The organism is Immundisolibacter sp., assembly GCF_041601295.1.
Classification (GTDB): Bacteria; Pseudomonadota; Gammaproteobacteria; order Immundisolibacterales; family Immundisolibacteraceae; genus Immundisolibacter.
On record NZ_JBFIII010000052.1, the window covers coordinates 1 to 21,086 of the forward strand.

Annotated in this window: 22 protein-coding genes and 4 tRNA genes; 13 read left to right on the forward strand and 13 right to left on the reverse strand. The window is 66.5% G+C overall.

The genetic code is table 11. The features are described 5' to 3' along the window. Positions 1-91 precede the first annotated feature (91 nt). Positions 92-601: a BCAM0308 family protein gene (locus ABZF37_RS08410; protein ID WP_372718812.1), complete on the forward strand. Its 510-nt coding sequence runs from the start codon at positions 92-94 to the stop codon at positions 599-601. A 154-nt stretch (positions 602-755) separates the two neighbouring features. Here the strand turns inward: ABZF37_RS08410 and ABZF37_RS08415 are convergent, their stop codons facing one another. The 3 genes from ABZF37_RS08415 to ABZF37_RS08425 all read right to left on the reverse strand — a co-directional run bounded on the left by ABZF37_RS08415 (position 756) and on the right by ABZF37_RS08425 (position 3,643). Beyond that, entirely contained in the window at positions 756-2,357 is a 1,602-nt protein-coding gene (locus ABZF37_RS08415) for an AAA family ATPase (RefSeq protein WP_372718814.1), read from the reverse strand. Positions 2,358-2,362: 5 nt separating this feature from the next. Beyond that, positions 2,363-2,884 (reverse strand): Hsp20/alpha crystallin family protein, encoded by a 522-nt coding sequence (locus ABZF37_RS08420; RefSeq protein ID WP_372718816.1) that lies wholly within the window; start codon positions 2,882-2,884, stop codon positions 2,363-2,365. Between the two features lie 144 nt (positions 2,885-3,028). Beyond that, positions 3,029-3,643: a glutathione S-transferase family protein gene (locus ABZF37_RS08425; RefSeq protein ID WP_372718819.1), complete on the reverse strand. Its 615-nt coding sequence runs from the start codon at positions 3,641-3,643 to the stop codon at positions 3,029-3,031. 104 nt (positions 3,644-3,747) lie between these two features. On the opposite strand from ABZF37_RS08425, the gene ABZF37_RS08430 reads away from it, so the two are divergent. Next, the gene (locus ABZF37_RS08430; protein WP_372718821.1) at positions 3,748-4,728 is read left to right on the forward strand and encodes a helix-turn-helix transcriptional regulator; all 981 of its coding nucleotides are present in this window, start codon (positions 3,748-3,750) and stop codon (positions 4,726-4,728) included. 12 nt (positions 4,729-4,740) lie between these two features. On the opposite strand, the gene der is transcribed toward ABZF37_RS08430, so the two are convergent. From der to ndk, 8 genes are read right to left on the reverse strand one after another with little or no spacing between them, the layout of a single operon-like run. Further along, positions 4,741-6,144 (reverse strand): ribosome biogenesis GTPase Der, encoded by a 1,404-nt coding sequence (gene der, locus ABZF37_RS08435; RefSeq protein ID WP_372718823.1) that lies wholly within the window; start codon positions 6,142-6,144, stop codon positions 4,741-4,743. 9 nt (positions 6,145-6,153) lie between these two features. Then, positions 6,154-7,374 carry an outer membrane protein assembly factor BamB gene (gene bamB / locus ABZF37_RS08440; RefSeq protein WP_372718825.1) on the reverse strand — a complete coding sequence of 407 codons (1,221 nt, stop codon included), beginning with the start codon at positions 7,372-7,374 and terminating at the stop codon, positions 6,154-6,156. Then, complete coding sequence (locus ABZF37_RS08445; protein WP_372718827.1) at positions 7,374-7,988, reverse strand: YfgM family protein; 615 nt, start codon at positions 7,986-7,988, stop codon at positions 7,374-7,376. The genes bamB and ABZF37_RS08445 overlap by 1 nt, the downstream gene beginning before the upstream one ends. Further along, positions 7,985-9,280: a histidine--tRNA ligase gene (hisS, locus tag ABZF37_RS08450; RefSeq protein WP_372718829.1), complete on the reverse strand. Its 1,296-nt coding sequence runs from the start codon at positions 9,278-9,280 to the stop codon at positions 7,985-7,987. The genes ABZF37_RS08445 and hisS overlap by 4 nt, the downstream gene beginning before the upstream one ends. An 8-nt stretch (positions 9,281-9,288) precedes the next feature. After that, a complete protein-coding gene (locus ABZF37_RS08455) occupies positions 9,289-10,260 on the reverse strand; it encodes a helix-turn-helix domain-containing protein (protein WP_372718831.1) in 972 nt (323 codons plus the stop codon). Beyond that, positions 10,257-11,072, reverse strand: a complete 816-nt coding sequence (pilW, locus tag ABZF37_RS08460) for a type IV pilus biogenesis/stability protein PilW (protein ID WP_372718833.1) — start codon at positions 11,070-11,072, stop codon at positions 10,257-10,259. The genes ABZF37_RS08455 and pilW overlap by 4 nt, the downstream gene beginning before the upstream one ends. Before the next feature lie 3 nt (positions 11,073-11,075). Beyond that, positions 11,076-12,170 carry a 23S rRNA (adenine(2503)-C(2))-methyltransferase RlmN gene (gene rlmN / locus ABZF37_RS08465; protein ID WP_372718835.1) on the reverse strand — a complete coding sequence of 365 codons (1,095 nt, stop codon included), beginning with the start codon at positions 12,168-12,170 and terminating at the stop codon, positions 11,076-11,078. 11 nt (positions 12,171-12,181) lie between these two features. Continuing rightward, complete coding sequence (gene ndk / locus ABZF37_RS08470) at positions 12,182-12,613, reverse strand: nucleoside-diphosphate kinase (protein WP_372718837.1); 432 nt, start codon at positions 12,611-12,613, stop codon at positions 12,182-12,184. Between the two features lie 150 nt (positions 12,614-12,763). Between ndk and ABZF37_RS08475 the strand changes: the two genes are divergently transcribed. From ABZF37_RS08475 to ABZF37_RS08490, 4 genes are all read left to right on the forward strand, one after another. Beyond that, positions 12,764-12,840 (forward strand) — tRNA-Pro (locus tag ABZF37_RS08475). A gap of 41 nt (positions 12,841-12,881) precedes the next feature. After that, positions 12,882-12,959: transfer RNA gene (locus ABZF37_RS08480), tRNA-Arg, on the forward strand. Between the two features lie 19 nt (positions 12,960-12,978). Then, positions 12,979-13,054 (forward strand) — tRNA-His (locus tag ABZF37_RS08485). A 24-nt stretch (positions 13,055-13,078) separates the two neighbouring features. After that, positions 13,079-13,154: transfer RNA gene (locus tag ABZF37_RS08490), tRNA-Lys, on the forward strand. 120 nt (positions 13,155-13,274) lie between these two features. Here ABZF37_RS08490 and ABZF37_RS08495 read toward each other — a convergent pair. Together ABZF37_RS08495 and ABZF37_RS08500 are read right to left on the reverse strand one after the other, a co-directional pair. Then, the gene (locus ABZF37_RS08495) at positions 13,275-13,715 is read right to left on the reverse strand and encodes a pyrimidine dimer DNA glycosylase/endonuclease V (RefSeq protein WP_372718839.1); all 441 of its coding nucleotides are present in this window, start codon (positions 13,713-13,715) and stop codon (positions 13,275-13,277) included. A 2-nt stretch (positions 13,716-13,717) separates the two neighbouring features. After that, entirely contained in the window at positions 13,718-14,608 is an 891-nt protein-coding gene (locus ABZF37_RS08500; RefSeq protein ID WP_372718841.1) for a MerR family transcriptional regulator, read from the reverse strand. Positions 14,609-14,728: 120 nt separating this feature from the next. On the opposite strand from ABZF37_RS08500, the gene crtY reads away from it, so the two are divergent. From crtY to ABZF37_RS08535, 7 genes are all read left to right on the forward strand, one after another. Further along, positions 14,729-15,916, forward strand: coding sequence for a lycopene beta-cyclase CrtY (gene crtY / locus ABZF37_RS08505; RefSeq protein ID WP_372718844.1), 1,188 nt, complete (start codon positions 14,729-14,731; stop codon positions 15,914-15,916). Beyond that, positions 15,913-17,004 (forward strand): polyprenyl synthetase family protein, encoded by a 1,092-nt coding sequence (locus ABZF37_RS08510; RefSeq protein WP_372718846.1) that lies wholly within the window; start codon positions 15,913-15,915, stop codon positions 17,002-17,004. Before crtY ends, ABZF37_RS08510 begins: the two co-directional genes overlap by 4 nt. Then, positions 16,997-18,481 (forward strand): phytoene desaturase, encoded by a 1,485-nt coding sequence (locus ABZF37_RS08515; protein ID WP_372718848.1) that lies wholly within the window; start codon positions 16,997-16,999, stop codon positions 18,479-18,481. The genes ABZF37_RS08510 and ABZF37_RS08515 overlap by 8 nt, the downstream gene beginning before the upstream one ends. Further along, positions 18,478-19,401, forward strand: a complete 924-nt coding sequence (locus ABZF37_RS08520) for a phytoene/squalene synthase family protein (RefSeq protein ID WP_372718850.1) — start codon at positions 18,478-18,480, stop codon at positions 19,399-19,401. Before ABZF37_RS08515 ends, ABZF37_RS08520 begins: the two co-directional genes overlap by 4 nt. Further along, positions 19,383-19,817 carry a DUF2141 domain-containing protein gene (locus ABZF37_RS08525; RefSeq protein ID WP_372718852.1) on the forward strand — a complete coding sequence of 145 codons (435 nt, stop codon included), beginning with the start codon at positions 19,383-19,385 and terminating at the stop codon, positions 19,815-19,817. Before ABZF37_RS08520 ends, ABZF37_RS08525 begins: the two co-directional genes overlap by 19 nt. Before the next feature lie 2 nt (positions 19,818-19,819). Next, positions 19,820-20,506, forward strand: a complete 687-nt coding sequence (locus ABZF37_RS08530) for a class I SAM-dependent methyltransferase (protein ID WP_372718854.1) — start codon at positions 19,820-19,822, stop codon at positions 20,504-20,506. Further along, a partial coding sequence (locus ABZF37_RS08535; RefSeq protein ID WP_372718857.1) for an NAD(P)-binding protein occupies positions 20,503-21,086 on the forward strand: 584 nt, incomplete at its 3' end. The genes ABZF37_RS08530 and ABZF37_RS08535, both read left to right, overlap by 4 nt.

Here is a 21,086-nt window from a genome sequence, read left to right on the forward strand (position 1 = left end):
GTTGAGTCTGGTCAACGTCGCCTGCACGTGGCGCGGCTAAGGTGACGACAAGGCGCCGTACGGCGCCCGTCATTATCTTGCGGAGCCTGCCATGACCGGATCCCACAAAACGCCTGATGCCCCGCACCATGGCCGGCACGACCGGCCCGGCATGCAGCAGATTCACGATCCCTATGTCGCGCGGCAGAAGTTGTCCGAGCCCAGCGCCTGTCGCGAGTGCGGCGTGGTCTGGCACAAGGGCCGCTGGCAGTGGCTATCACGGCCACCAGGCGCCCACGACGTGCTGTGCCCGGCCTGCGCGCGGGTGCGTGACCGGGTGCCGGCCGGTTATCTGACGGTGGTCGGTGACTTTCTGGAGGGGCACCTGGACGAGGTGCTAAGCCTCATCCACAACCACGAGGCGCGGGAAAAAAGCGAGCATCCGCTGCAGCGCATCATGGCGACCGAAGGCGCTGAGGGCGGCGGTCTGCTCATTACCACCAGCGACGCACACCTGGCCCGCGGTCTGGGTGAGGCTTTGCACCACGCCTACCGGGGCGAGCTCGATTACCACTACGTCGAGGACGAGGCCACGCTGCGCGTGCATTGGCAGCGGGATTAAGCGCCGACCTGCGCCGGTGATGGTGAGCCTACGGGCGGCTCCAGCGACTTTTCGGACGTCACGGGGCGCGAACTGTGCGTCCAGTCTTTGGGCTTGAGCAAATTCCTGACGGCCACTAGCGCGACTGATATTTGGCGTATGCCTCCGATCTGGTCTAGCACGTCAAGTGGTGGTTCAAAGCAGCGGGCAGGGCATATGGCCGGGTGCTGTCGATGGTGATGACCCGCGCCTTTTCGCCAGGGGTTAGCGGTCGATACCGCGCGAGCTGCGTCTCAAGCACGGCGAGCGTCGCCTCCGAGGCGTCGCTGCCTTGCGCGGCGCGGCGCCGTACCCGCTGGCGAAGCGTGTCCGCAGGGGCCGTGCAGTCGAGAATATGAAACGGCACGCCCAGGTTCGCCGCCAGCTGGGCGAAGCGCTGGCGTTCGCCAGCGGCCAGAAAGCTCGCGTCCACCAGCACTGGCCAGCCGGCAGCGAGTATTGGCCGCGCCAACGATGCCAGGCGGCGGTAGGTGGCGGCAGTAACGGCGCGCTGGTAGGCGCCCTGGTTTATCGCGGAACGTGTGTGGGCATGGGCGCCAAGTCCCAGCAGGCGTTTGCGCTCGACATCAGAGCGCAGACGGATCAGCGTCAAGCGCTTCACCAGCCAGTCAGCGTAGTGGCTTTTGCCGGAACCGGCCAGGCCGTGCGTGATCGCCAGCCACGGGCGGCGCGGGCGGCCGGTTAACTCGGCAAAACGCAGGCAGCTCACATACTCGCGCAGCGCGGCAAAGCAAGCGCCGGGCGCGGTTGCGCCGGCCGCGCGCAGGCGCGCCACCTTGGCACGCACCAGGGCGCGGTAGACCTCGAAGTAATGGATCAGCGGCACGCCACTGTAGTCGCCGCTGCCTTGCAGGTAACGGTCACGGACCCGACGGGCGAGGTCGGGCCGGCCACGGCGGGCCAGATCCATGGTCAGAAACGCCAGCTCGCTGTGCACGTCCTGCCAGCGCAGGGCCGGGTCGAATTCGATGCCGTCGAACGGCACCGGCCGGTCGTCCAGCCACACGATGTTGCCCAGGTGCAGGTCGCCGTGGCCTTCGCGTACCCGGCCATCAATGCGGCGGCGCACCAGCAGCGTACGGCGCCGACGGAACTCGGCCTCGCTCCAGGCAGCGAGCCGATCCAGCCGCGCGTGTTTGCGCGTCCCGGCACCGGCGCGCAGGGCAGTGAAGTTGTCGCGCGCCGCCCGCGCGATGTCACCGGGTCGGCCGTAAGGCGAGTCATCCGCAGCCGGCGGCAGGCGCTGATGAAATTCAGCGATGCAGTCGGCGAGTGCGTCGAGGTGTGTGCTTTCCAGAGCCCCGTGCGCGAGCAGGCGGTCGAATAGCGCCTTCTGCGGGAAACGGCGCATTTCGACCGCATAGTCGATGGTTCGACCACTGCCACCCAGGCGCGGGGCGTTGACGCTGCCGGTGACCGGTCGCACGGCGAGGTAGATATCCGGTGCCAGACGGCGGTTCAGGCGTAGTTCTTCCCGGCAGAAATGCCGGCGCTGGCTCAGCCGGGTGAAGTCCAGGAAGCCCAGCCTGACCGGCTTTTTGAGCTTGTAGGCGCGCTCGGTGGTGAGCAGTACGGCGGAAATATGGGTTTCTATGACGCTGACCGGGCCGACCTCGCGCGCCAGCGTGTCAGCCAGCGCCTCCAGCATGCGCCGCCAACGGGCGGACGGCCGCGGGTCTGTGGCGGCTTTTTCGCCGGCCACCGGGCCCGCGGCCACGCCGTTCAGGACGCCTTGACGTCGATTTTTTTCACCTTGTTCCGTGCCTCGGCGCTTTTGGGCACGCTGATCTTGAGCACGCCCTTGCTGAAGCTGGCGCTGGCCTTGCCGGCGTCGGCGTCAGACGGCAGCCGAAAGCTGCGCGTAAAGCTGCCGTAACTGCGTTCGGTCAGGTGGTAGCCCTTATCCTTTTTTTCCTGCTCGGCCCGCTTTTCACCGCGCACGGTCAGCAGGTCGTCCTGCACTTCTACGCCGATGTCCTTGTCGTCCATGCCGGGCAGTTCGGCACTGATCTGGTAGCCGTCTTCCTGTTCGGTAACGTCCATCGCCGGCATCAGCTCGCTGCCGGTAATAAGACGTAGCGGTTCGATGTCCATCGGCCGGCGCAGTGATGGCCAGCGTGGAAAATCGGCAAAGAAATCGTCAAACACATGATCCCAGCGCTCGCGCAGCGCCGCCAGCGGGTTGCCGATACCCATCGCGGGGCCGGATTTCCTGACCTCTATCTGGGTGTTTTTTTCAGCCACAGTGCGTCTCCTCGTCAATGGACGGAACTGCCGTCCACAGTGAGACCTAGGCTAGGCGGACACGATCGAAAACCCCATGACCGGGATCAATTTGATTGTTCCAGGGAAAACCGGCACCGCCACGGGCGGCACCGGGGCCCATACTTACTTCAGGGACGGCAGCTTTTGCCAGGCCGGCCGTGCCGAAACGCGGTTCAGCCAGGCCATGATGTTGGGATATTGATCGACACCGAGTTGCTTGTAGATATCGGCCAGCAACAGCACGGTAGCGACGTTGATGTCGGCCACGCTGAAGCGGTTGCCGACCAGGTAATCCTTGCCAGCCAGGCTGTCGTTGAGAACGCGCAGCGGCGTCGGCAGGAAGTCGGTGGCTTCCTTGACCAGTTCCGGGCGGCGTTTTTCAGGCGGATAGATCATGGCGTGACGCAGGTAGTTGACGACGAAGATCTCCATCTCCAGCGACGCCCACAGCGCCCATTGCAAGACGTAGCCTTCGTCCTCCACGCTGCTCGGCCACAGGCTGCCCTGACCGTATTTCCTGGCCAGGTACATGGCGATTGCCATCGACTCCCAGAGGATGAAGTCGCCATCCTGAAGCGCCGGCACGTGGCCGTTAGGGTTGATCTTGAGGAACTCGGGCGTGCGCGACTCGCCGGCACCCTGGTTGGTCTTGACGTGCTCGTAGGGCACACCCAGTTCCTCCAGGGTCCAAAGACAGCGCTGGGCGCGCGACATGTACTGGCCATATAGCTTGAGCATGAAAGAACTCCTCCGGTGGCATGTATCGAACCGCTGCAAGCGTGGCACGCTGCGAGCGGGCGGCGCAAGTCGGCGCGACAAGCGCTGGTGTAGGATTTGACACCATGGATCGTTTCGATCGGACGTATCGCCTGAATGCCCTGCTGTCGACCAGCCGGGAGGCGCACTCGGCTGCCTCCTTGCAGGCCGAGCTGGGGTGTTCGCGAGCCACCTTGATGCGCGCTATCGCCGAGCTGCGCAATCTGCTCGGCGCGCCGCTGGTGTATGACACGGCAGCCAACGGCTATCGCTACGATGGGCAGATGCAGCCGCGCGTGCAACTGCCGGGCTTGTGGTTCTCGGCCGCCGAGTTGCAGGCTTTGCTGCTGGTGCAGAACCTGCTCGCCGGCTTGGCGCAAGGGTTGCTGCCTGAGCAGATCGATGCCTTGCGTGGGCGCATCATGACCCTGCTGGCGCGCGGTGGGGTGTCGCCGCAGCGCACGGCCCAGGTGGTCCGCATCCTGCCGATGGCCGGCCGCGCTTACGATCCGCAGGTATTCCGGCAGGTGGTCGCGGCGACCCTGGCCGGGCAGCGGCTCGACATCCGCTACCTGGCCCGCAGCAGCGGGCAGGTCAGCGAGCGACAGGTGAGCCCGCAGCGGCTGGTGCGTTATCGCGACAACTGGTACCTGGACGCCTGGTGTCACCGGCGCGAGGCGCTGCGCAGCTTTGCGATCGATGCGGTGCACGCGGCGCAGCCCCAGGACGAGCCCGCCAAAGCGTTGCCGGAGGCCGAACTGGACGCGCATTTTGGCGCCGCCTACGGCATTTTCGCCGGCTCGGCGCCGCAACGGGCGCTGCTGCGTTTTGCCCCCAGCCGCGCGCGCTGGGTGGCCGCCGAACAGTGGCATCCGGCGCAGTTCGGTCGCTGGCTGGAGGATGGCAGTTACGAACTTTTCGTGCCGTACGGCGATCCGCGCGAGCTGCTGCTGGATGTAATGCGCTATGGCGCTGAGGTGGAGGTGCTGGAGCCGCCCGCGCTGCGAGCCGAGGTGGCTGCGCGGCTGCGCGCGGCGGCCGTGTTATACGGACCCGCGCCCGAATAAATTGTCCGCGATTCAGGCACCGAACAGCTTGCGGCCGCGACGGCGGGCGCGGTGGCGGTGTTCCAGCTGGCTCGGCGTGAGCGTATTGGCACGCCCGGCGTAGGGATTCTCGCCCTGCTTGGTGACGATGCGCACCGGCGTGCCCACCAGGTGCAGCGCGTCGCGAAAGCTGTTTTCCAGATAGCGCATGTAGTTGGCTTTCAGGCTCGCCACCTGGGTGCCGTGGATGACCACGGTGGGCGGGTTGTGCCCGCCCTGGTGGGCGTAGCGCAGTTTGGCCCGGCGCCCGGCGCTCATCGGCGGCGGGTTGCGAGTGACGATGGTTTCCAGCAGCCGCGTCAACTCGGGTGTCGGGAACCGCGCCAGCGTGCTTTTGTGGACCACGAAGGCGGTTTTCATCAGGCCTTTGACGCCACGCCCGTTGCGGGCGCTGACGAACTCGATCGGCGCGAAATCGACAAACGGCAGCTTGCGGTTCAGCTCCATCCGCAGCGCCTTGCGCGCTGCCGCGTCCAGCGTGTCGGCCTTGTTTGCGGCGATAACCAGACCGCGACCGCGGTGCAACACCTGGCCGGCGATATGGGCGTCCTGCTCGCCGACGCCGTTCTCGCCATCCACCATCAGTATCACTACCTGAGCTTGGTCGATCGCCTGCAAGGTCTTGATGACGCTGAATTTCTCGATGACTTCGTGCACTTGCGAGCGCCGCCGCATGCCGGCGGTGTCCAGCATCAGGCAGTCGACGCCGTCGATTTGCAATGGCACCTGCACGCAGTCGCGGGTGGTGCCCGGCAACGGGCTCTCGATCAGTCGTTCCTCTCCGAGCAAACGGTTGATCAGCGTGGACTTGCCGGCGTTGGGTCGGCCAATGACGGCAAATACCGGTCGTGGATCGATCTGCGCATCGGGATCCGGTTCCGGCTCCGGTGGAAAATCGGCCAGCAGCAACTCCAGGAGTGCTTCGACGCCGTGGCCGTGAATGGCCGAAATCGGCCACGGGGTTCCCAGGCCAAGGTCGTAAAAATCAGCCGTTACGAGATTCGGGTCGAGGTGCTCGGCCTTGTTGATCGCTACCAGCAACGGGCGGCCCAGCGCGCGCAGGGTTTCCGCAATACGTCGGTCGTCGGCGCTCGGTCCGGCGCGGGCATCCACCACCAGTACCACCGCGTCAGCCTCGGCCGCCGCGGCCAGCGCCTGTGTGCCAACCTTGTCCGAAAGATCCGGATCCTCGCCCAGCAGGCCGCCGGTGTCGACAACCCAGAACGGTCGCTCTCCCAGGCGGCCGGTGCCTACCAAACGATCGCGCGTAACGCCAGGAAAATCCGCTACCAGCGCATCGCGGCTGCGTGTAAGGCGGTTGAAAAGGGTGGATTTACCGACATTTGGGCGCCCTAGCAGGGCGATGATTGGAACCATTGGTTTGTGCTATCGGCCCGCGCGCAGGCCGAACAGGCGTCCGCCCTCGGAAAGGAAGTAAACCACTCCATTACGCACGTAAGGCGCCAGTAGAAAAGCGTCCTTGGTAGGGCGGATACGCCCGGCCAGACGGCCGTCGGTAGCTTTCAACAGATGAACATAGCCCTCGATATCGCCCACGGCTATGTAATCACCGAGCACCGCCGGGCCAGTCAGGTGACGGCCCTTGAGCGCCTCCTGTTCCCAGTAGACGACGCCACTGCTCAGGTCGAAAGCAGTCACCTTGTCGTTGGTGTCGCTGGCATAGACATTGGACCAATCGGCAGTGAGAGCGCTGCTACAGGAAAACTCCCGTGCCCAGGTGGCACTGCCACTGGACAGGTCGATACTGCTGATGCGGCCCTGGAAGGTCGCCGCGAATATGGCCCCGCCTTCGATGACCGGCTGGCAATCAGCGTCCACCATGCGCTCAAGTTCGGTGCGCCCGCGCGGCTGGACGATGGGCGTATCCCAAGCTTCGCGGCCGGTGAGCAGATCCACGCTCATGAGGTGGCCGTCGGCAAAGCCGTGAACGGCTTTGCCGTCCGTGGTGAGTGGCGCGCTGCCGCCGCGCAGCGACAAGGTTGGCACGTCGCGTTCGACGCTCCAGCGGCGGGCGCCATCGGCGATATCAAGACCGAACAGGTGGCCGTCGCCAGTGGCGACCACCACCACGCCGCTGCGGGCAGTAGGTGGCGCCAGCACTTCGCTGTCGACCTGGCTGCGCCAGCGCTCCTCGCCGCCCGCGGCCGCCAGGGCGATAACCTCGCCACTGCCGGTGCCGACCAGCACCATGCCATCACCCGTGCCGACGCCGCCGCTGACGGGTGCTTTGAGGTCGGTTTTCCACAGGCGTTTGCCGTCGGTCAGGCGGTGAGCAAACACTTCCCGCCGCGACTCGCTCAGCGTGAATACCTGGTGCCCATCAAAGGCTGGCAGCGGTTTGGGGTAGCTTCTGGGGGTGCCGTCGGTCACGCGCAGCTTTGCCACGATGTCGATCGGAACGCCGTTTGGCAGTTCGACCAGTTCGGTTTCCACATCGGGCGCGCCACTTGTAGTGAGCCGGCCGGCAATCGACTCACTGGCTTCGGTTACCCCGCGCACGGCGCCTTGGCCGAGGTTGGACAGCGTGCCGCAGCCACTCAATCCGAGGCCGAGCGCCCCTATCAGCGTCAATTGCATCAGTTTCATCAGGGGTGCCCCAGGGCGTCGAGCTTGAGTTTGACCAGCGCCGCCTGGCCCGAATCAGCAGGCAGGCGGCTCAGCGCTTCGTTGTAAGCGCTACGAGCATCGTCGGGCCTGTCGTTGGCGTTGGCGATATCGCCCTTGAGTTCGGCGAGCGCCGCCGAGTCAGCCGAGATGTCCCGGCTGAGGGTCTGCAGCGCCTCGTCAGGCTTGCCCTGATCGAGCAGTAGCCGCGCCAGGCGCAGGCGAGCGACGCTGCGGTCAGCGACCTGGCCGCCATGTTCGACCACCCAGCGCAGGTGCCGTTCGGCCTGGTCGGGTTTGTCAGCTTCCACCGCCTGCTTGGCCTGCAGCAATGCCACGAAACTGGCGTAACTGCTGCGCGGGTATTCGTCCCGCAACTGCTTGGCCAGGTCGTCGGCGGTTTGTCCGGCTGGCGGTTGCTGAAACGCTTGATACAGATTTGCCGCGCCCAGGGCTTGGCGTTCGAGATAGCCTCGATAAAAGAAACTGCCGAACACGCCGATGAGAGCGGCCAGACCCAGCGCCGTCAGCACGCGGCCGTATTGGTCCCACAGGCGGCGCAGTTGTTCGATTTGGTCAGCGTCGGTTGTGCTCATACTGCAAATGATTCCTGAGCGGTGATAAGCCGGGCAATCGTGGCCTGAAGGTCGTTGATCGACACGGTTTTCTGGGTGGCCTGGGCGGCGCGTAACAAGCGTACCGTGACCGTGCCGGCAGCAAGTTCATCCTCGCCAAGAATCAGTGCTATTTCGGCACCGGCTTTGTCAGCGCGCTGCAATTGCTTACCGAAATTACCCCCGGCGTGGTCCATCAAAACGGTCGGGGCATTTGACTGGGCACGCAGCTGCTGGGCCAACACCAGGGCCTGTGCACGGCAGGCACCCGGCGTGGACGCCAGGTACCAGACGCCGCGCGGCGCGGGCGGTTCAAGGCCATTGACCGTCATCAGGTCGAGCAATCGCTCCAGGCCAAGGGCAAAACCGATGGCCGGCGTCGGGCGCCCGCCCAGCTGTTCGACCAGAGTGTCGTAGCGGCCACCGGCGCACACCGTACCCTTGGCGCCCAGGGCGTCGCTGACCCACTCGAATACGGTTCGACCGTAATAGTCGAGACCCCGCACCAGGCGCGGATTGATTGTATAGGCCACGCCAAGCTGGTCGAGCAGCGCGCACAGTCGCTCGAAATGCGCGCGCGAGTCGTCGTCCAGGTGTTCCGGCAGGCTGGGCGCCGCAGCGATCAGCGCCGCCAGGTCCGGGTTCTTGCTGTCGAGGATGCGCAGCGGATTGGATTCGAGCCGGCGCAGGCTGTCTTCGTCCAGGGCTGCGCGGTTGCCGCGGAAATATTCCTGCAGCCGATCGCGGTAGGCACCACGTGCCTGTCGGGAACCCAGCGAGTTGATTTCGAGGCGTAGTGATGGCAGGCCTAGCTCGTGCCAGCACTGGGCGGTCATGGCGATCAATCCGGCATCGAGTTCGGGTTCGGCGCTGCCAAAACACTCGGCGCCGATCTGGTGGAACTGCCGGTAGCGGCCGCGCTGGGGGCGTTCGTGGCGGAACATCGGACCCTGGTACCACAAGCGCAGCAGCTGGCCCTGAAACAGGCCGTGTTCGATGCCGGCGCGCACCACCCCGGCGGTACCCTCCGGGCGCAAGGTCAGGCTGTCGCCATTGCGGTCCAGGAAGGTGTACATCTCCTTCTCGACAATGTCGGTGACCTCGCCGATGGTGCGTGCGAACAGTTCGGTGGGTTCCACCAGGGGCAGGCGGATTTCCTGGTAGCCGTGACGTTCCAGCACCGCCTGCAAGCGCTGCTCCGCATGCCGCCAGGCCGGCGTGGTGGCAGGCAGCAGATCGTTCATGCCGCGCACGGCCTGGAGCTTGGAAGCCATGGATAAGGTCAGGGGTTGGCTACAGACGGCGGATTCTGGGGCACCTGATCGGCTGGCCGAGTGGCCTCGCCTAAGGTCAGGCTCACCACCTGCCGGCCGGCAGGTAGCGATACCGGGGCGCCATTGTAGAGAACATGCACCGCCGGTGCGTTGCCGAGCAATAATCGCAGCGGAGGCTCGCCGCTGACCACGCGCTCGCTGCCAGGTTTGATCAGTTCGTACACCAGGCGTCGGCCGGTGCGGTCGGTGACCTCGACCCAGCTGATGGCGCGCGCACGCAGTACCACCGAGGATTTCGGGTTGCCCTGGGCATCGGCAAGGCTCACCTCGGCGGGGGCAACGGGTGGCGATTCGCTCGCGGTCGGTACACTGCCGGTGGGCGTAACGTCGGAGGTGGTGTCAGGCCGATCCAATCCTGCGGCGTCGGAACGTGTGGCAACGGGTCGCGTTGGAGCTGGAGCTGGAGCTGGAGCTGGTGCTGGAGCTGGAGCTGGAGCTGGGCCCGGCATGCTGGGTGGAGTATCCAGCGCCCGGGCGGTTTCGGGCCTGGGCGACACTGCTGATGGTTCGCGCCCGACGCCACCCCAGAGCACGCCCAGCACGGCCAGGGTGCCAAGAATCGCAAGCCCGCCCAGGCGTACCAGCCAGGGTCGCACCGGATGCAGCTCGGGCGCCCTGCTCAGGTGCCTGTTGGGGCCGTCGCCTGCCGCAGGCGGCACGCCCTGGAGCATAAGCTGTGCGTCCAGGCCCAGCAGGCGGGCGTAATTGCGTGTCTGGCCGCGGGCATAGGTGGCGGCGCCGAATAAGGTGTGGTCGTTACGCTCCAGCGCTTCGACCAGCGCGGCGCGCAAACGTAGCCGCCCGGCAACTTCTTGTACTGACCAGCCGCGTGCCTGGCGCGCGGCCTGAAGACGCTCACCGGTTGACGGGGGCGTTGGTGGCGACGGCTGCGTTGCTGGATCGTCAGCCGCGGAAGTCAATGCAGCTCTTGCGCTTCGCGCGAGTCTGGAAAGCGGTTCTTGAGCAGCATGCGATAGCTCGCTGCCCGGTCAAGGTCGCCGAGGCTGGTTTCGATCTTGATGCCGAGCGCAAGACCGGCCGGGGTTTGCCCGGCATGGCGCATGTAACGGGTCAAATGCGTACGCGCCGCGGCTGCGTTGCCCTGGTCCAGATTGAGCCTGGCCAGCATCAGGCTAGGTGTCGGGAAGCTCGGGTCGATCTGCGCCGCGGTGCGTAGGTCTATCTCGGCGCGACCTGTGTCACCGCCCCGCATGCTGCACTCGGCGGCGTTGCTATAAGCCATGGCCGGTGTCCGGTATAACGGATTGGCAATGGCACAGCGAAAGTGCGCATCGGCCGCTTGCCAGCGGTCCTGGCCGCAAAGATAGACGCCGTAGTTATTGTGAATTTCGGGGTCGCTCGGATCGAGGGCAAGTGCCTTCCGGTAGTGCCGCTCGGCGATTTGCGGCTTGTTCAAGCGCAGTTGCAGCAAGGCCATTGTGGCGTGGGCCTGGGCGCTGCGCGGGTTCAGCGCGAGGCTTTCCTCGAGTTCGGTGAGTGCGACTTTGAGCACGCCCTCCTGCAGATAACCGGCGCCCAGCGCCATGTGTAGTTCCGCCAGGCGTTGTTGCTTGCTGGGTTTATGTCGGGGTTGATCGCCGACCTGGGAACAGGCCTCGAGGTTGATTGCGAGCTCGCCGCCGGAGGCATCGTGGGCGCCCAGTCCGACCCCCCGGCTGGCACAGCCGCCGAGCAGTACAACAACGAGACAGCTCAGGAGTGGATTGCGCATGGCTCAGGCGGGCACGCCGTTTATCGCGATGCGCCGCTGGCGGGGCAGTACCTTGCCGGCCAGTTGTCCGCAAGCGCCGTCGATGCCTTCGCCGCGAGTCTTGCGCACGGTAGCCACCAGTCCGCGGCGCTGCAGTTCATCGCGAAACACCGTGACCGCCTCGGCTGATGAGGTGGAATAAGGGAGGCCTGGTACCGGGTTGTAAGGAATCAGATTGACCTTGGCCTGCAGGCGGGCCAGGAGCTTGCCCAGGGCCCTGGCCTGCGCCGGGTGGTCGTTGACGCCGGCAAGCAGCGTGTACTCGAAGGTTACGCGGCGCCGCTCGTTACCGGCCACGTAACGCTGGCAGGCGTCGAGCAGCTCGCTGATCGGATAGCGACGGTTCAGCGGCACCAGTTCATCGCGCAGCGCATCGTCCGGGGCATGCAGGGACACCGCCAGCGCCACCGGACACTCCTCGCGCAAGCGATCGATCATGGGCACCACGCCGGCCGTGCTGACCGTCACGCGACGCCAGGACAGTCCATAGGCCAGATCGTCGAGCAGAACGCGGATGGCCGCCACCACATTGTCGAAGTTCAGCAGCGGCTCGCCCATGCCCATGAACACGACGTTGGTGATCGGTTTTTCGCGGACCGGATGCGGCGGCAGCAGATGGTTGGCCAGCCACACCTGGCTGACGATTTCGCCGACGCTCAGGTTGCGGTTGAAGCCCTGCTGAGCGGTCGAGCAAAAGCTGCAATTGAGCTGGCAGCCGACCTGCGAGGATACGCACAAGGTGCCGCGGCGCCGTTCCGGTATGTAAACCGTCTCGATGCCGCTGCCGCCGGCCAGGCGCAACAGCCATTTGCGCGTGCCGTCGGCGGCCTCGCGATCGGCCAGCACCTGCGGTGGACGGATCTCGGTGGTTTCCTGCAAGCGCTCGCGCAGCGCCTTGCTCAGATTGGTCATGGCCGAGACATCGTCGCAGCCCCGGGCGTGTAACCATTGCAGCAGCTGATCGGCGCGAAACGGCTTCTCGCCGAGCTGCGCGCACAGACTGGCCAGACCGGGGCGATCCAGGTCCAGCAGGTTCGGCTTTAACAGTGGCGCGTCCAAGCTGTCCCGGTTCAGCGTGTGCGCGGGCAGATCTGCTCGGCACTAAAGAAATAGGCGATTTCGGTGGCCGCGTTCTCGGCGCTGTCCGAGCCGTGGGCGGCGTTTTCTTCTATGTTGTCGGCGAAGTCGGCGCGAATGGTTCCGGCGGTCGCCTTGGCCGGGTCAGTGGCGCCCATAAGATCACGATTGCGCGTGACGGCGCTGTCGCCTTCGAGCACCTGGATCATGACCGGCCCGGAGGTCATGAATTTGACCAGGTCGTGGAAGAACGGCCGCTCGCGGTGAACCGCGTAGAAGCCCTCGGCACGGATACGGCTGAGGTGCTCCATGCGTGCCGCGACGACCTTCAGACCGGCTTGCTCGAAACGGGAGTAAATAGCGCCAATCAGATTTTTTGCGACGGCGTCGGGCTTGATGATGGACAGTGTGCGTTCAATAGCCATGGTGGGGCCGGGTTATTCTCTGGGGATTGTAGGGAACGCGGTATTCTAGCAGGCCGCGACCCCGCTATCTCAGTGGAAACACGTTGACCCTGATTAGGCGGAACGGTATAGTTCGCGGCCCACGCGACCGCAGGTGGCCAAGCAATATCTCGGGGTATGGCGCAGTCTGGTAGCGCGCCAGCTTTGGGTGCTGGATGTCGGGAGTTCAAATCTCTCTACCCCGACCACTTTGCCGTGGCGGCCCGAATGGGAAAGTTCTGGGTTCGCTGCGCCCGTAGCTCAGCCAGGACAGAGCAACGGCCTTCTAAGCCGTCGGTCGCAGGTTCGAATCCTGCCGGGCGCGCCAGTTGTCGCCACAGGTTATGGTGAGCGTAGCTCAGTCGGTAGAGCCCCGGATTGTGGTTCCGGTGGTCGTGGGTTCGATCCCCATCGCTCACCCCAGTTTGATGTTTTGATAACGTTTTCGGGCCGCTAGCTCAGTTGGTAGAGCAGCTGACTCTTAATCAGCGGGTCGTAGGTTCGAACCCTACGCGGCCCACCATATAACAGGCAGTTACGGATGAAATTCCGTAGCTGCCTTTTTTTTCGGCGGCACGTAGCTGCTGATTACCCAGTATCGGGTCGATGGTGGCGGTTCGCTTTCTTGGTCGACGGCTCCGGTTTACTTCGAGCTGCGCGTGATTTCCCACGGGGCGATGTCCCCCGGCACCACGGTGAACAGGGGGTGCGGTTCCAGCGCCGGATGGCATGTGAGCCGTTCAAGCCAGGCGGCGGCCCGCAGCTGCAGCTTGCCGATCAGATGCTGCCACTCGTGGCTGAGTTGGCCGGCGCTGACGGGCAGCGTTGGGCTGGTTTGGGAGTTGCGAATTTTGCCGGCGTCGAACCGGTAGCCGCGGCGAACGGCCTCGGCGTGAACGGGCCACAGATACGCTGCGATGCTTTGCAGCGGATCGGCGCACTGCCGGAACCGCTGCAGCTGCGGATGATGGCGGTAGCCACGCGTCCGGCCATTGAGCACCGCCTGCGCCAGCAGGGCCTCGCGCCACAGAGCCACCAGGCCGCGGGCATCGAGGTAGCGTGGATGCAGGGACCACAGGCGCATGATCAGTCGATTCTCGCGCCGCTAGCCTTGTGGCAAAGTTGCTGAGCCAGCTGGTCGAGATCCTTGAAGATCGTCACGCCCGCGGGCGGGCGCTTCAGGCGCAGGGCCGACCTGCCACCGCACCAAAGCTCGGTGGCGACCGGCAAGTGCAGGCGCAGCTGCCGCACGCCGATACGCACCGCGCCCGGGTCGAAACACTCGGAGAACGACAGGGCGACGATGTCGGTGCGGTAGGCACGCGCGGCGGCGGCGATCTGGCTTTCTGGCGTCTGGGCGCCGAGCCAGATGCAGGCGGCGCCCTCAAGGCGCATCAGCGCCAGTGCCAGCATGAGGCCAAGTGTGTGTGCCTCGCCGGGCAGGGTGGTCAGCAGCACGCGCGGGGCCTCGATCCCCACCGGAAGCTGTGCGATGGCTTCGCGCAGCACGGTGTCGAGCTGGATCGAGAAATGGTGCTCCTCGAACACCTCCAGATCGCCCTGTGCCCAGCCGTTGCCGATGCCGGTGAGCATGGAGGGTGCGGCGTGGGTGACGAATTGCCGCAGCCCGTCCCGCAGCAGGCGGGTACGCAGTTCCTGGCGCAGCCCGTTGTCGTCGTGCCGCTTGATGACGTCCAGCAGGGTTGGGTCGATGTCGCCGATGGTGGGTTGAAGCTTCGCCGCCTGTTCCAGCGCTTCGGCGCTCAGCGTCAGCACCTGGCCTGGGCGCATGCCCTGATCCATAAGGCGGCGCACCTGCCGCAAGCGAGCGACTTGCTGTGCCGGATATCGGCGCTCACCGCGCGGGTTGCGCACCGGCTGCGGAAAGCCATAGCGCCGCTCCCACATCCTGAGCGTGTCTTTGGCGATTCCGGTCTCGAGCGCGAGGGCGGCGATCGACAGATGAGAAATTTCCATTTGTCTAAGTCAAATGTTTGACAAAACGAGAATTGATGCCTAGATTGGCCGAAAAAATTTTATTTGTCTATGACAACTTGTGGGGACCGACGAGTGATCAAGGCACACGGACCCGTTTCGATGGCTTCGATAGATACACGCACCGACGCGCCGCAGCCTGGCAACGAGCCGACGCGGTTCGACGTCGCGTTGGTCGGGGCGGGGCTGCACGGCGGGCTGATCGCGCTGGCGCTGCTCGACGCCGAGCCGGGTCTGCGCCTGGCGCTGGTCGAGCGCGACGCCCGGCCGGCCGGCAATCACACCTGGTGTTTCCACCTCGGTGACGCGCCGCCGAACGCAGGCGCCTGGTTCGAACGCCTGCCGCTGATTCGCTGGCCGGGCTACGAGGTGGCGTTTCCGGGCTTCGCACGCGCGATCGACCTGCCGTATTGCTGTCTCACATCCGAAGGTCTGGCTACAGCGCTGCAGGATGCCTTCGCCGCTCACGAAACGGCGCGGCTAATCACCGGCTGCGCCGTGCAGGCGCTGGATGCCGGCTCGGTCACGCTGGCCGACGGCCGCCGGTTGCAGGCCTCACTGGTGATCGACGCCTGCGGACGCAGCGACGTGGGGCGTGGCGGTTATCAGAAATTTCTGGGGCTGGAGGTGGAACTGGCTGCCGACAGCGGCCTCGCCCGGCCCCTGCTGATGGATGCCTGCCTGCCGCAGGGGTCGCAATTCCGTTTCATGTATGTGTTGCCGCTGGCACCACGGCGGCTGCTGATCGAGGACACCGCCTTTGCGCGCACAGCGGATATGGACATGGCCGCGCGGCGCGCGGCGATCCACGATTACGCGGCCGCCCGCGGCTGGGTTATCCAAAGCGTGCTGCGCGAGGAGAGCGGGGTACTGCCGATGCCCTGGCGTGGCGTGCCGCCGGCCCCGACACTGCCACTCAAGGTGGGCTACGGCGGCGGCTGGTTTCATCCGGCGACCGGGTATTCGGCGCCCTGCGCCCTGCGCATGGCCGATCTACTGGCGCGTCATTGGCGCGCACCCTACACCGCGCTGCTATGTGAATGGCGGCGCCACCGGCGCCAGTTTCGGCTCGGCTTGCTGCTGAATCTGCTGGCTTTTCGCGGCTTTGCGCCCGATTTGATGTGGCATCCGTTTGCCCGCTTTTACCGGCTGCCGCTGGCTACCATCGGGCGGTTCTATAGACTGCAAAGCACGGCCGTGGACGTGACGCGCCTGCTCCTCGGGCGCCCGCCGCGCGGCTTCGGCAGTGCCTGGTGGAGGCGCGGAAGAACTCGGGAGGTATGCCCATGAAGGCGGTTGCGGCAGTCAGTCGCAGGTCTATAGTGGAGCCGGGCGACCCACCGCTGCAGCGCGCGCTGCGTCAGACGGCGCGGCAGACGCAGCCGTTTGATCTGGCCGACTTCTTCGATCGCAAGCTGCCGACGGTCATGGGGGTGGAATCGTCCGCCACGCCGTCGTGCCAGGCGGTCTGGCAGGGCACCCTGTATGAGCCACTGCGTGAGTTCCTGGGTCGCCGGAGCAAGAACCTGCGGGCGCGGCTGGTACAACACGGCTGGCGCCTGGGCGGTGGGCACGGCGCGGCGCCGTTGGATCTGTGTCTGCTGCCGGAAATCCTGCACAGCGCGTCGCTGATCGTCGACGACATTCAGGACGGCGCCCACGCCCGTCGTGGCGGCGCCGCCCTGCACCGGCTGATCGGCGTCGAACAGGCGTTGAACGCGGCCAACTGGCTGTATTTTTGGCCGTACGCACTGCTGCCGGCACTGGTGCGGCCGGCCGGTCGGCAGCGCCGCTGCGCGGACCTGATCACCCGTGCGCTGCTCGATTGTCATCGCGGCCAGGCGCTGGATCTTGGCGTGCAGGTGTGGGCGCTGGCGCCGGTCGTGGTGCAGGCAGTGGTCGCCGAGCAAAGTCGGCTCAAGACCGGCCGCTTGACGGCGCTGTGTACTGGTCTTGGCGCCATCGCGGCCGGTGCCAGGCCAGATCGTGTGGCGCTGTTGCAGCAGTTCGGGGAGCAGGTCGGCGTGGCCCTGCAGATGCTGGACGACCTGACGGCAGTGCTGTTGCCGGCTCGTCACGACAAGGCCGGCGAGGATTTGCGCTGCGGTCGGCCGACCTGGGCCTGGGCGCTGGCGGCGCGTGAGTGTTCGTCCGATCAGTACCATGCCTTGACGGCGAGTGCGCAGACGGCCGCACAGACCGGCAACTGGCAGCCGGTCTGTGCGGCGCTGACGACCGTGCTGGCGCCGGTCGGGCTTGGTCCTGCCCGTAGGGCGCTTGCCGCGGCCGGCGACTTGCTCGCCGATCGTCTGGCCGGGCACGCACATCTCGCCGACCTGCGCAACGAACTCGATGGACTGGAGCGTGCGTATGGCTGAGCTGAAGGCGGCGGTCATCGGTAGCGGCTTTGGCGGCCTGGCGGCGGCCATCCGCCTGCAGGCGCGCGGCATTGCGACGACGATCTTCGAGGCCCGCGCCCTGCCCGGCGGGCGCGCTTACGCGTTTGCGGAAAAAGGCCACGTGTTCGACATGGGACCGACGCTGGTCACCGCGCCGCAGTGCCTGGAGGAGCTGTTCGCCCTGGGCGGCGCGCGGCTCGCCGACCGGGTCGAACTGCTGCCGCTGGACCCGTTCTACCGGCTGCAATGGGAGGACGGCACGCATTTTGAAGCCTTCGGCGACGAGAACCTTCTTGCCGCCGAAATCGAGCGCATCGCACCCGGCGAGGCGGCCGGCTACGCACGCTTCAAGCGCTACAGCGAGGCGGTGTACCGCGAGGGCTACGAGCACCTGGCCGGGGCGCCGTTCGTGACCGTCGCCAGCATGCTGCGCTCGCTGCCCAAGCTGGTCGGCCTGCGCGCCGAGCGGTCGGTGTATGGCGCCGTCAGCCGCCGGGTGCGCGCCCCGCATCTGCGCCAGGCGCTGTCGTTTCACCCGCTGTTCGTAGGCGGCGACCCGTTCTCCACCAGCGCCATCTATGCGCTGATCAACCACCTGGAACGTACGCACGGGGTGTGGTTCGTGCGCGGCGGCACGCATGCGCTGGTGCGCGCCCTGGTTGCGTTGTTCGAGGAACTTGGCGGCGAGCTGCGCCTGGACACGCCGGTGGCCTCGGCCCGGCTGGAAGGGCGCCAGCACTGCCTGACGCATGCCGGTGGCGAGGACCACTTCGACCTGGTGGTGTCAAACGCCGATGTGATGCACACCTACCAGCGTATTTACGGCGCGCACGCACACGGTCAGCGCATGAGCCGGCGCCTGGCCCGCTCGCGCTGGTCGATGGGCCTGTTTGTGGTCTATTTCGGTACTGATTGCCAGTATCGGGATCAGGTGCGCCACCACACCATCCTGTTCGGTGCCCGTTACCGCGAGCTGATCCGCGAGATTTTCAACGGCGCTGAGCTGCCTGCGGACTTCAGCCTCTACCTGCACGCGCCGACCGTCACCGACCCCACGCTGGCCCCCGCAGGCGGCGATACCTTCTACGCGCTCTCGCCGGTGCCGCACCTGGGCAACGCGGATCTGGACTGGGACCGCATCGGCGAGGCCTATGCCGAGCGCATCCTGGCGTACCTGGACGAACACGCCATGCCGGGCCTGCGCCAGCATCTGACGGTCAGGCGCTGGATGACGCCGCGCGATTTCGAGCGCGAGCTGGGCGCCTTTCACGGCAACGGCTTCTCGCTGGCGCCGGTGCTTTGGCAAAGCGCCTATCTGCGCCCGCACAACCGCGATCGGCGCATCCCGGGCCTGTACCTGGTGGGCGCCGGCACCCATCCGGGCGCCGGTGTGCCCGGCGTCATTAACTCGGCCAAGGCAGCCATGACGCTGGTGGACGAGGACTTTCCGCGATGAACGATTCGGTCGCGGCGGTCATCCACTTGCATTCCAAGAGCTTTTCGCTGGCCTCGCGGCTGTTGCCGGCAGGGGCGCGGCACGAGGTGGTGGCGCTCTACGCCTGGTGCCGACGCGCCGACGACGCCGTGGACCTGTCCGACGATCCGCCGGCCAGTCTGGCCCGGCTCGAGTCCGAGCTGGATGCCGTGTACAGCGGTCAGCCGGGCGATGATCCGATCCTGCGGGCCTTCGCGCGTCTGGTCGAGCGCCGCACCCTGCCGCGCCACTACCCGCGGGAACTACTGGCCGGCATGGCCATGGACTTGCAGCCCGATCTTTATCCGGATGACGCCACGCTGGCGCTGTACTGCTACCGGGTGGCGGGCGTGGTCGGACTGATGATGTGCCACGTGATGGGCCTGGCCGACGACGACGCCCTGCCGCGTGCGGCGCAGCTCGGCATGGCCATGCAGCTGACCAACATCTGCCGGGATGTCGGCGAGGATTGGGCGCGCGGGCGGCTGTATTTGCCGTACCAGAGCCTTGGTTTTGGCGACGAAGTCCAGGTGCGCGCTGCGCTGACCCGGCCGATCGAAGCCGACCTGCGTGCCCGCCTGCCACAGCAGGTGCGCGCCGCGCTGGCGCAGGCCGACGCCTACTACCGGGCCGGCATGGCCGGCATTCCGGCGCTCGACTGGCGCTGTGGCCTGGCCGTGCGCTCGGCGGCGCGCATCTATCGGGGCATCGGCGCGGCGTTGGCCCGGCAGGACTACCAGCCGCTGGCCGGGCGCGCCTATCTGTCCGGTCGGGGCAAGGCCTGGCAGGTGCTGGTGGCCTTGCTAGGCCAGTTGTCTGGCGGCGCTGCAAGGCAGGCCGTGACCCGCCCGCCCGGCCGGCTGGTCGAATTCGGAGCCCAGCTGTGCCGACCGGCCGGCTGATTCTGGGCGCGGCCCTGCTGGTCGGCCTGGGCATGCGGAGCAACGCCATGGACGTCGAGGTCATCGCCAAAGGGCTGCGCAACCAGCACGGTAGTGTGCTGTTCGCATTGTTTCTTGAGCCGCGCGGGTTTCCGGACCAGGGCGAGCTGGCGGCCCAGCGCGTCGAGGTGGCGATTGATGGCAGCGAGGCGCGGGCGCGCTTCACCGACGTGCCGGATGGCCAGGCGCTGGCGGTCGGCGTGCTGCACGACGAGGACGGCGACAAGCGCATGGCCACCGGCCTGTTCGGCATTCCGAAGGAAGGCTTTGGCGTCTCCAAAAACCCGCGCATCCGGTTCGGGCCGCCGCGTTTCGAGGCTGCTCGTCTGATGCCGGTGCCGGATCAGCCCATCATCATCAACGTGCGGTATTTCTGAGCATGGACAAGCCTGACGTTCCCAACGCCTTCGACGCCGTGGCGCCGCGCTATGACCTGATGTGCCGCCTGAATCCGGGCTATGTCGGCATGCTGGCCGACGCCGCCCGGGCGCTGGCGCCGCTGCCGCAGTCGCGCTTGCTGGACCTGTGCTGCGGCACGGGACTGTCCACACAGGCACTGCGGCGGGCGCATCCGGGCGTGCCGATGGTGGCGCTGGACGGCTCGCCGGGCATGCTCGAACAGGCCCGGCGCAAGCCGCTGGCGCCGATCGAGTTCGTGCAGGGCGACGCGCAGGTGCCGGGCCGCTATCTGCAAGGCCCGTTTGGCGGCATCCTCATGGCCTACGGCCTGCGCAACGTGGACGACCCGGACCGCTCGCTGGTGGAACTGCACCACCTGCTGGCGCCCGGCGGGCTGCTGGCCATCCACGACTACAGCCTCGCCGGGCCGGGGGCGGAGCGCCTGTGGCGCTTCATGTGCCGGGCGGTGGTGCGGCCGTTTTGCGCCGCCGTGTCGGGCGCGCCACAGCTGTTTTCGTATCTTGAAGACAGCGTGCTCGACTTCGACCGCCGCGATGCGCTGGCGCGGCGTATCCAGGAGGCCGGCTTCGAGCTGCTGCGGGTGATCCCCGGTCGCCTGTGGCAGCGGCAGATCGTGCATACCTTCCTGGCCCGGCGGGCGCCATGAGGCCATTTGTTCAGCCCACCTTTGGGCGCGTCCGGTTGGAGAAGCCGCTACGCGTGGCGGTGCTGGGTGGCGGCCTGGCCGGCGTGGCGGCCAGCTGTATCCTGGCCGAGCGCGGAGCACAGGTGACGCTGCTGGAGAGCGCACCGGGCCTGGGCGGCCGGTTGGCGGCGTGGCCGGTCGAGGTGGCCGGCGAGCGCTTTGAGATGGACCGCGGCTTTCACGCCTTCTTTCGCCATTACTACAATCTGCGCGCGCTGTTGCGGCGGGTCGATCCGGCGCTCAGTGGCCTGCTGCCGCTGGCCGATTACCCGATCCTCACGCCAGCCGGGCCGCTGTCGTTCGCCAACCTGCCGGCCAACGCGCTGCTCACGCTGTGGCCGCTGATGCGCCAGGTGGGCCTGGGAATGACCGATCTGGCGCGGGTGCGCATCCGCAACGCGCTGGCCATGCTCACCTGGCACCCGCAGCGCACGCCGGCGCGCTGGGATGGCGTCAGCGCCGAGCAGTGGCTACGGGAGCTGAACTTTCCGCCCGCGGCGCGCATGCGGCTGCTGGACGTGTTCGCGCACAGCTTCTTCAA

Excerpts from the sequence above, each read along its gene's own strand:
- ABZF37_RS08530 (WP_372718854.1), top strand. The coding sequence starts at position 19,820 with ATGGACAAGCCTGACGTTCCCAACGCCTTCGACGCCGTGGCGCCGCGC.
- ndk (WP_372718837.1), bottom strand. The coding sequence starts at position 12,613 with ATGGCTATTGAACGCACACTGTCCATCATCAAGCCCGACGCCGTCGCA.
- ABZF37_RS08520 (WP_372718850.1), top strand. The coding sequence starts at position 18,478 with ATGAACGATTCGGTCGCGGCGGTCATCCACTTGCATTCCAAGAGCTTT.
- pilW (WP_372718833.1), bottom strand. The coding sequence starts at position 11,072 with ATGCGCAATCCACTCCTGAGCTGTCTCGTTGTTGTACTGCTCGGCGGC.
- ABZF37_RS08515 (WP_372718848.1), top strand. The coding sequence starts at position 16,997 with ATGGCTGAGCTGAAGGCGGCGGTCATCGGTAGCGGCTTTGGCGGCCTG.
- bamB (WP_372718825.1), bottom strand. The coding sequence starts at position 7,374 with ATGAAACTGATGCAATTGACGCTGATAGGGGCGCTCGGCCTCGGATTG.
- ABZF37_RS08430 (WP_372718821.1), top strand. The coding sequence starts at position 3,748 with ATGGATCGTTTCGATCGGACGTATCGCCTGAATGCCCTGCTGTCGACC.
- ABZF37_RS08495 (WP_372718839.1), bottom strand. The coding sequence starts at position 13,715 with ATGCGCCTGTGGTCCCTGCATCCACGCTACCTCGATGCCCGCGGCCTG.
- ABZF37_RS08410 (WP_372718812.1), top strand. The coding sequence starts at position 92 with ATGACCGGATCCCACAAAACGCCTGATGCCCCGCACCATGGCCGGCAC.
- crtY (WP_372718844.1), top strand. The coding sequence starts at position 14,729 with ATGGCTTCGATAGATACACGCACCGACGCGCCGCAGCCTGGCAACGAG.
- ABZF37_RS08425 (WP_372718819.1), bottom strand. The coding sequence starts at position 3,643 with ATGCTCAAGCTATATGGCCAGTACATGTCGCGCGCCCAGCGCTGTCTT.
- der (WP_372718823.1), bottom strand. The coding sequence starts at position 6,144 with ATGGTTCCAATCATCGCCCTGCTAGGGCGCCCAAATGTCGGTAAATCC.
- ABZF37_RS08445 (WP_372718827.1), bottom strand. The coding sequence starts at position 7,988 with ATGAGCACAACCGACGCTGACCAAATCGAACAACTGCGCCGCCTGTGG.
- hisS (WP_372718829.1), bottom strand. The coding sequence starts at position 9,280 with ATGGCTTCCAAGCTCCAGGCCGTGCGCGGCATGAACGATCTGCTGCCT.
- ABZF37_RS08500 (WP_372718841.1), bottom strand. The coding sequence starts at position 14,608 with ATGGAAATTTCTCATCTGTCGATCGCCGCCCTCGCGCTCGAGACCGGA.
- ABZF37_RS08510 (WP_372718846.1), top strand. The coding sequence starts at position 15,913 with ATGAAGGCGGTTGCGGCAGTCAGTCGCAGGTCTATAGTGGAGCCGGGC.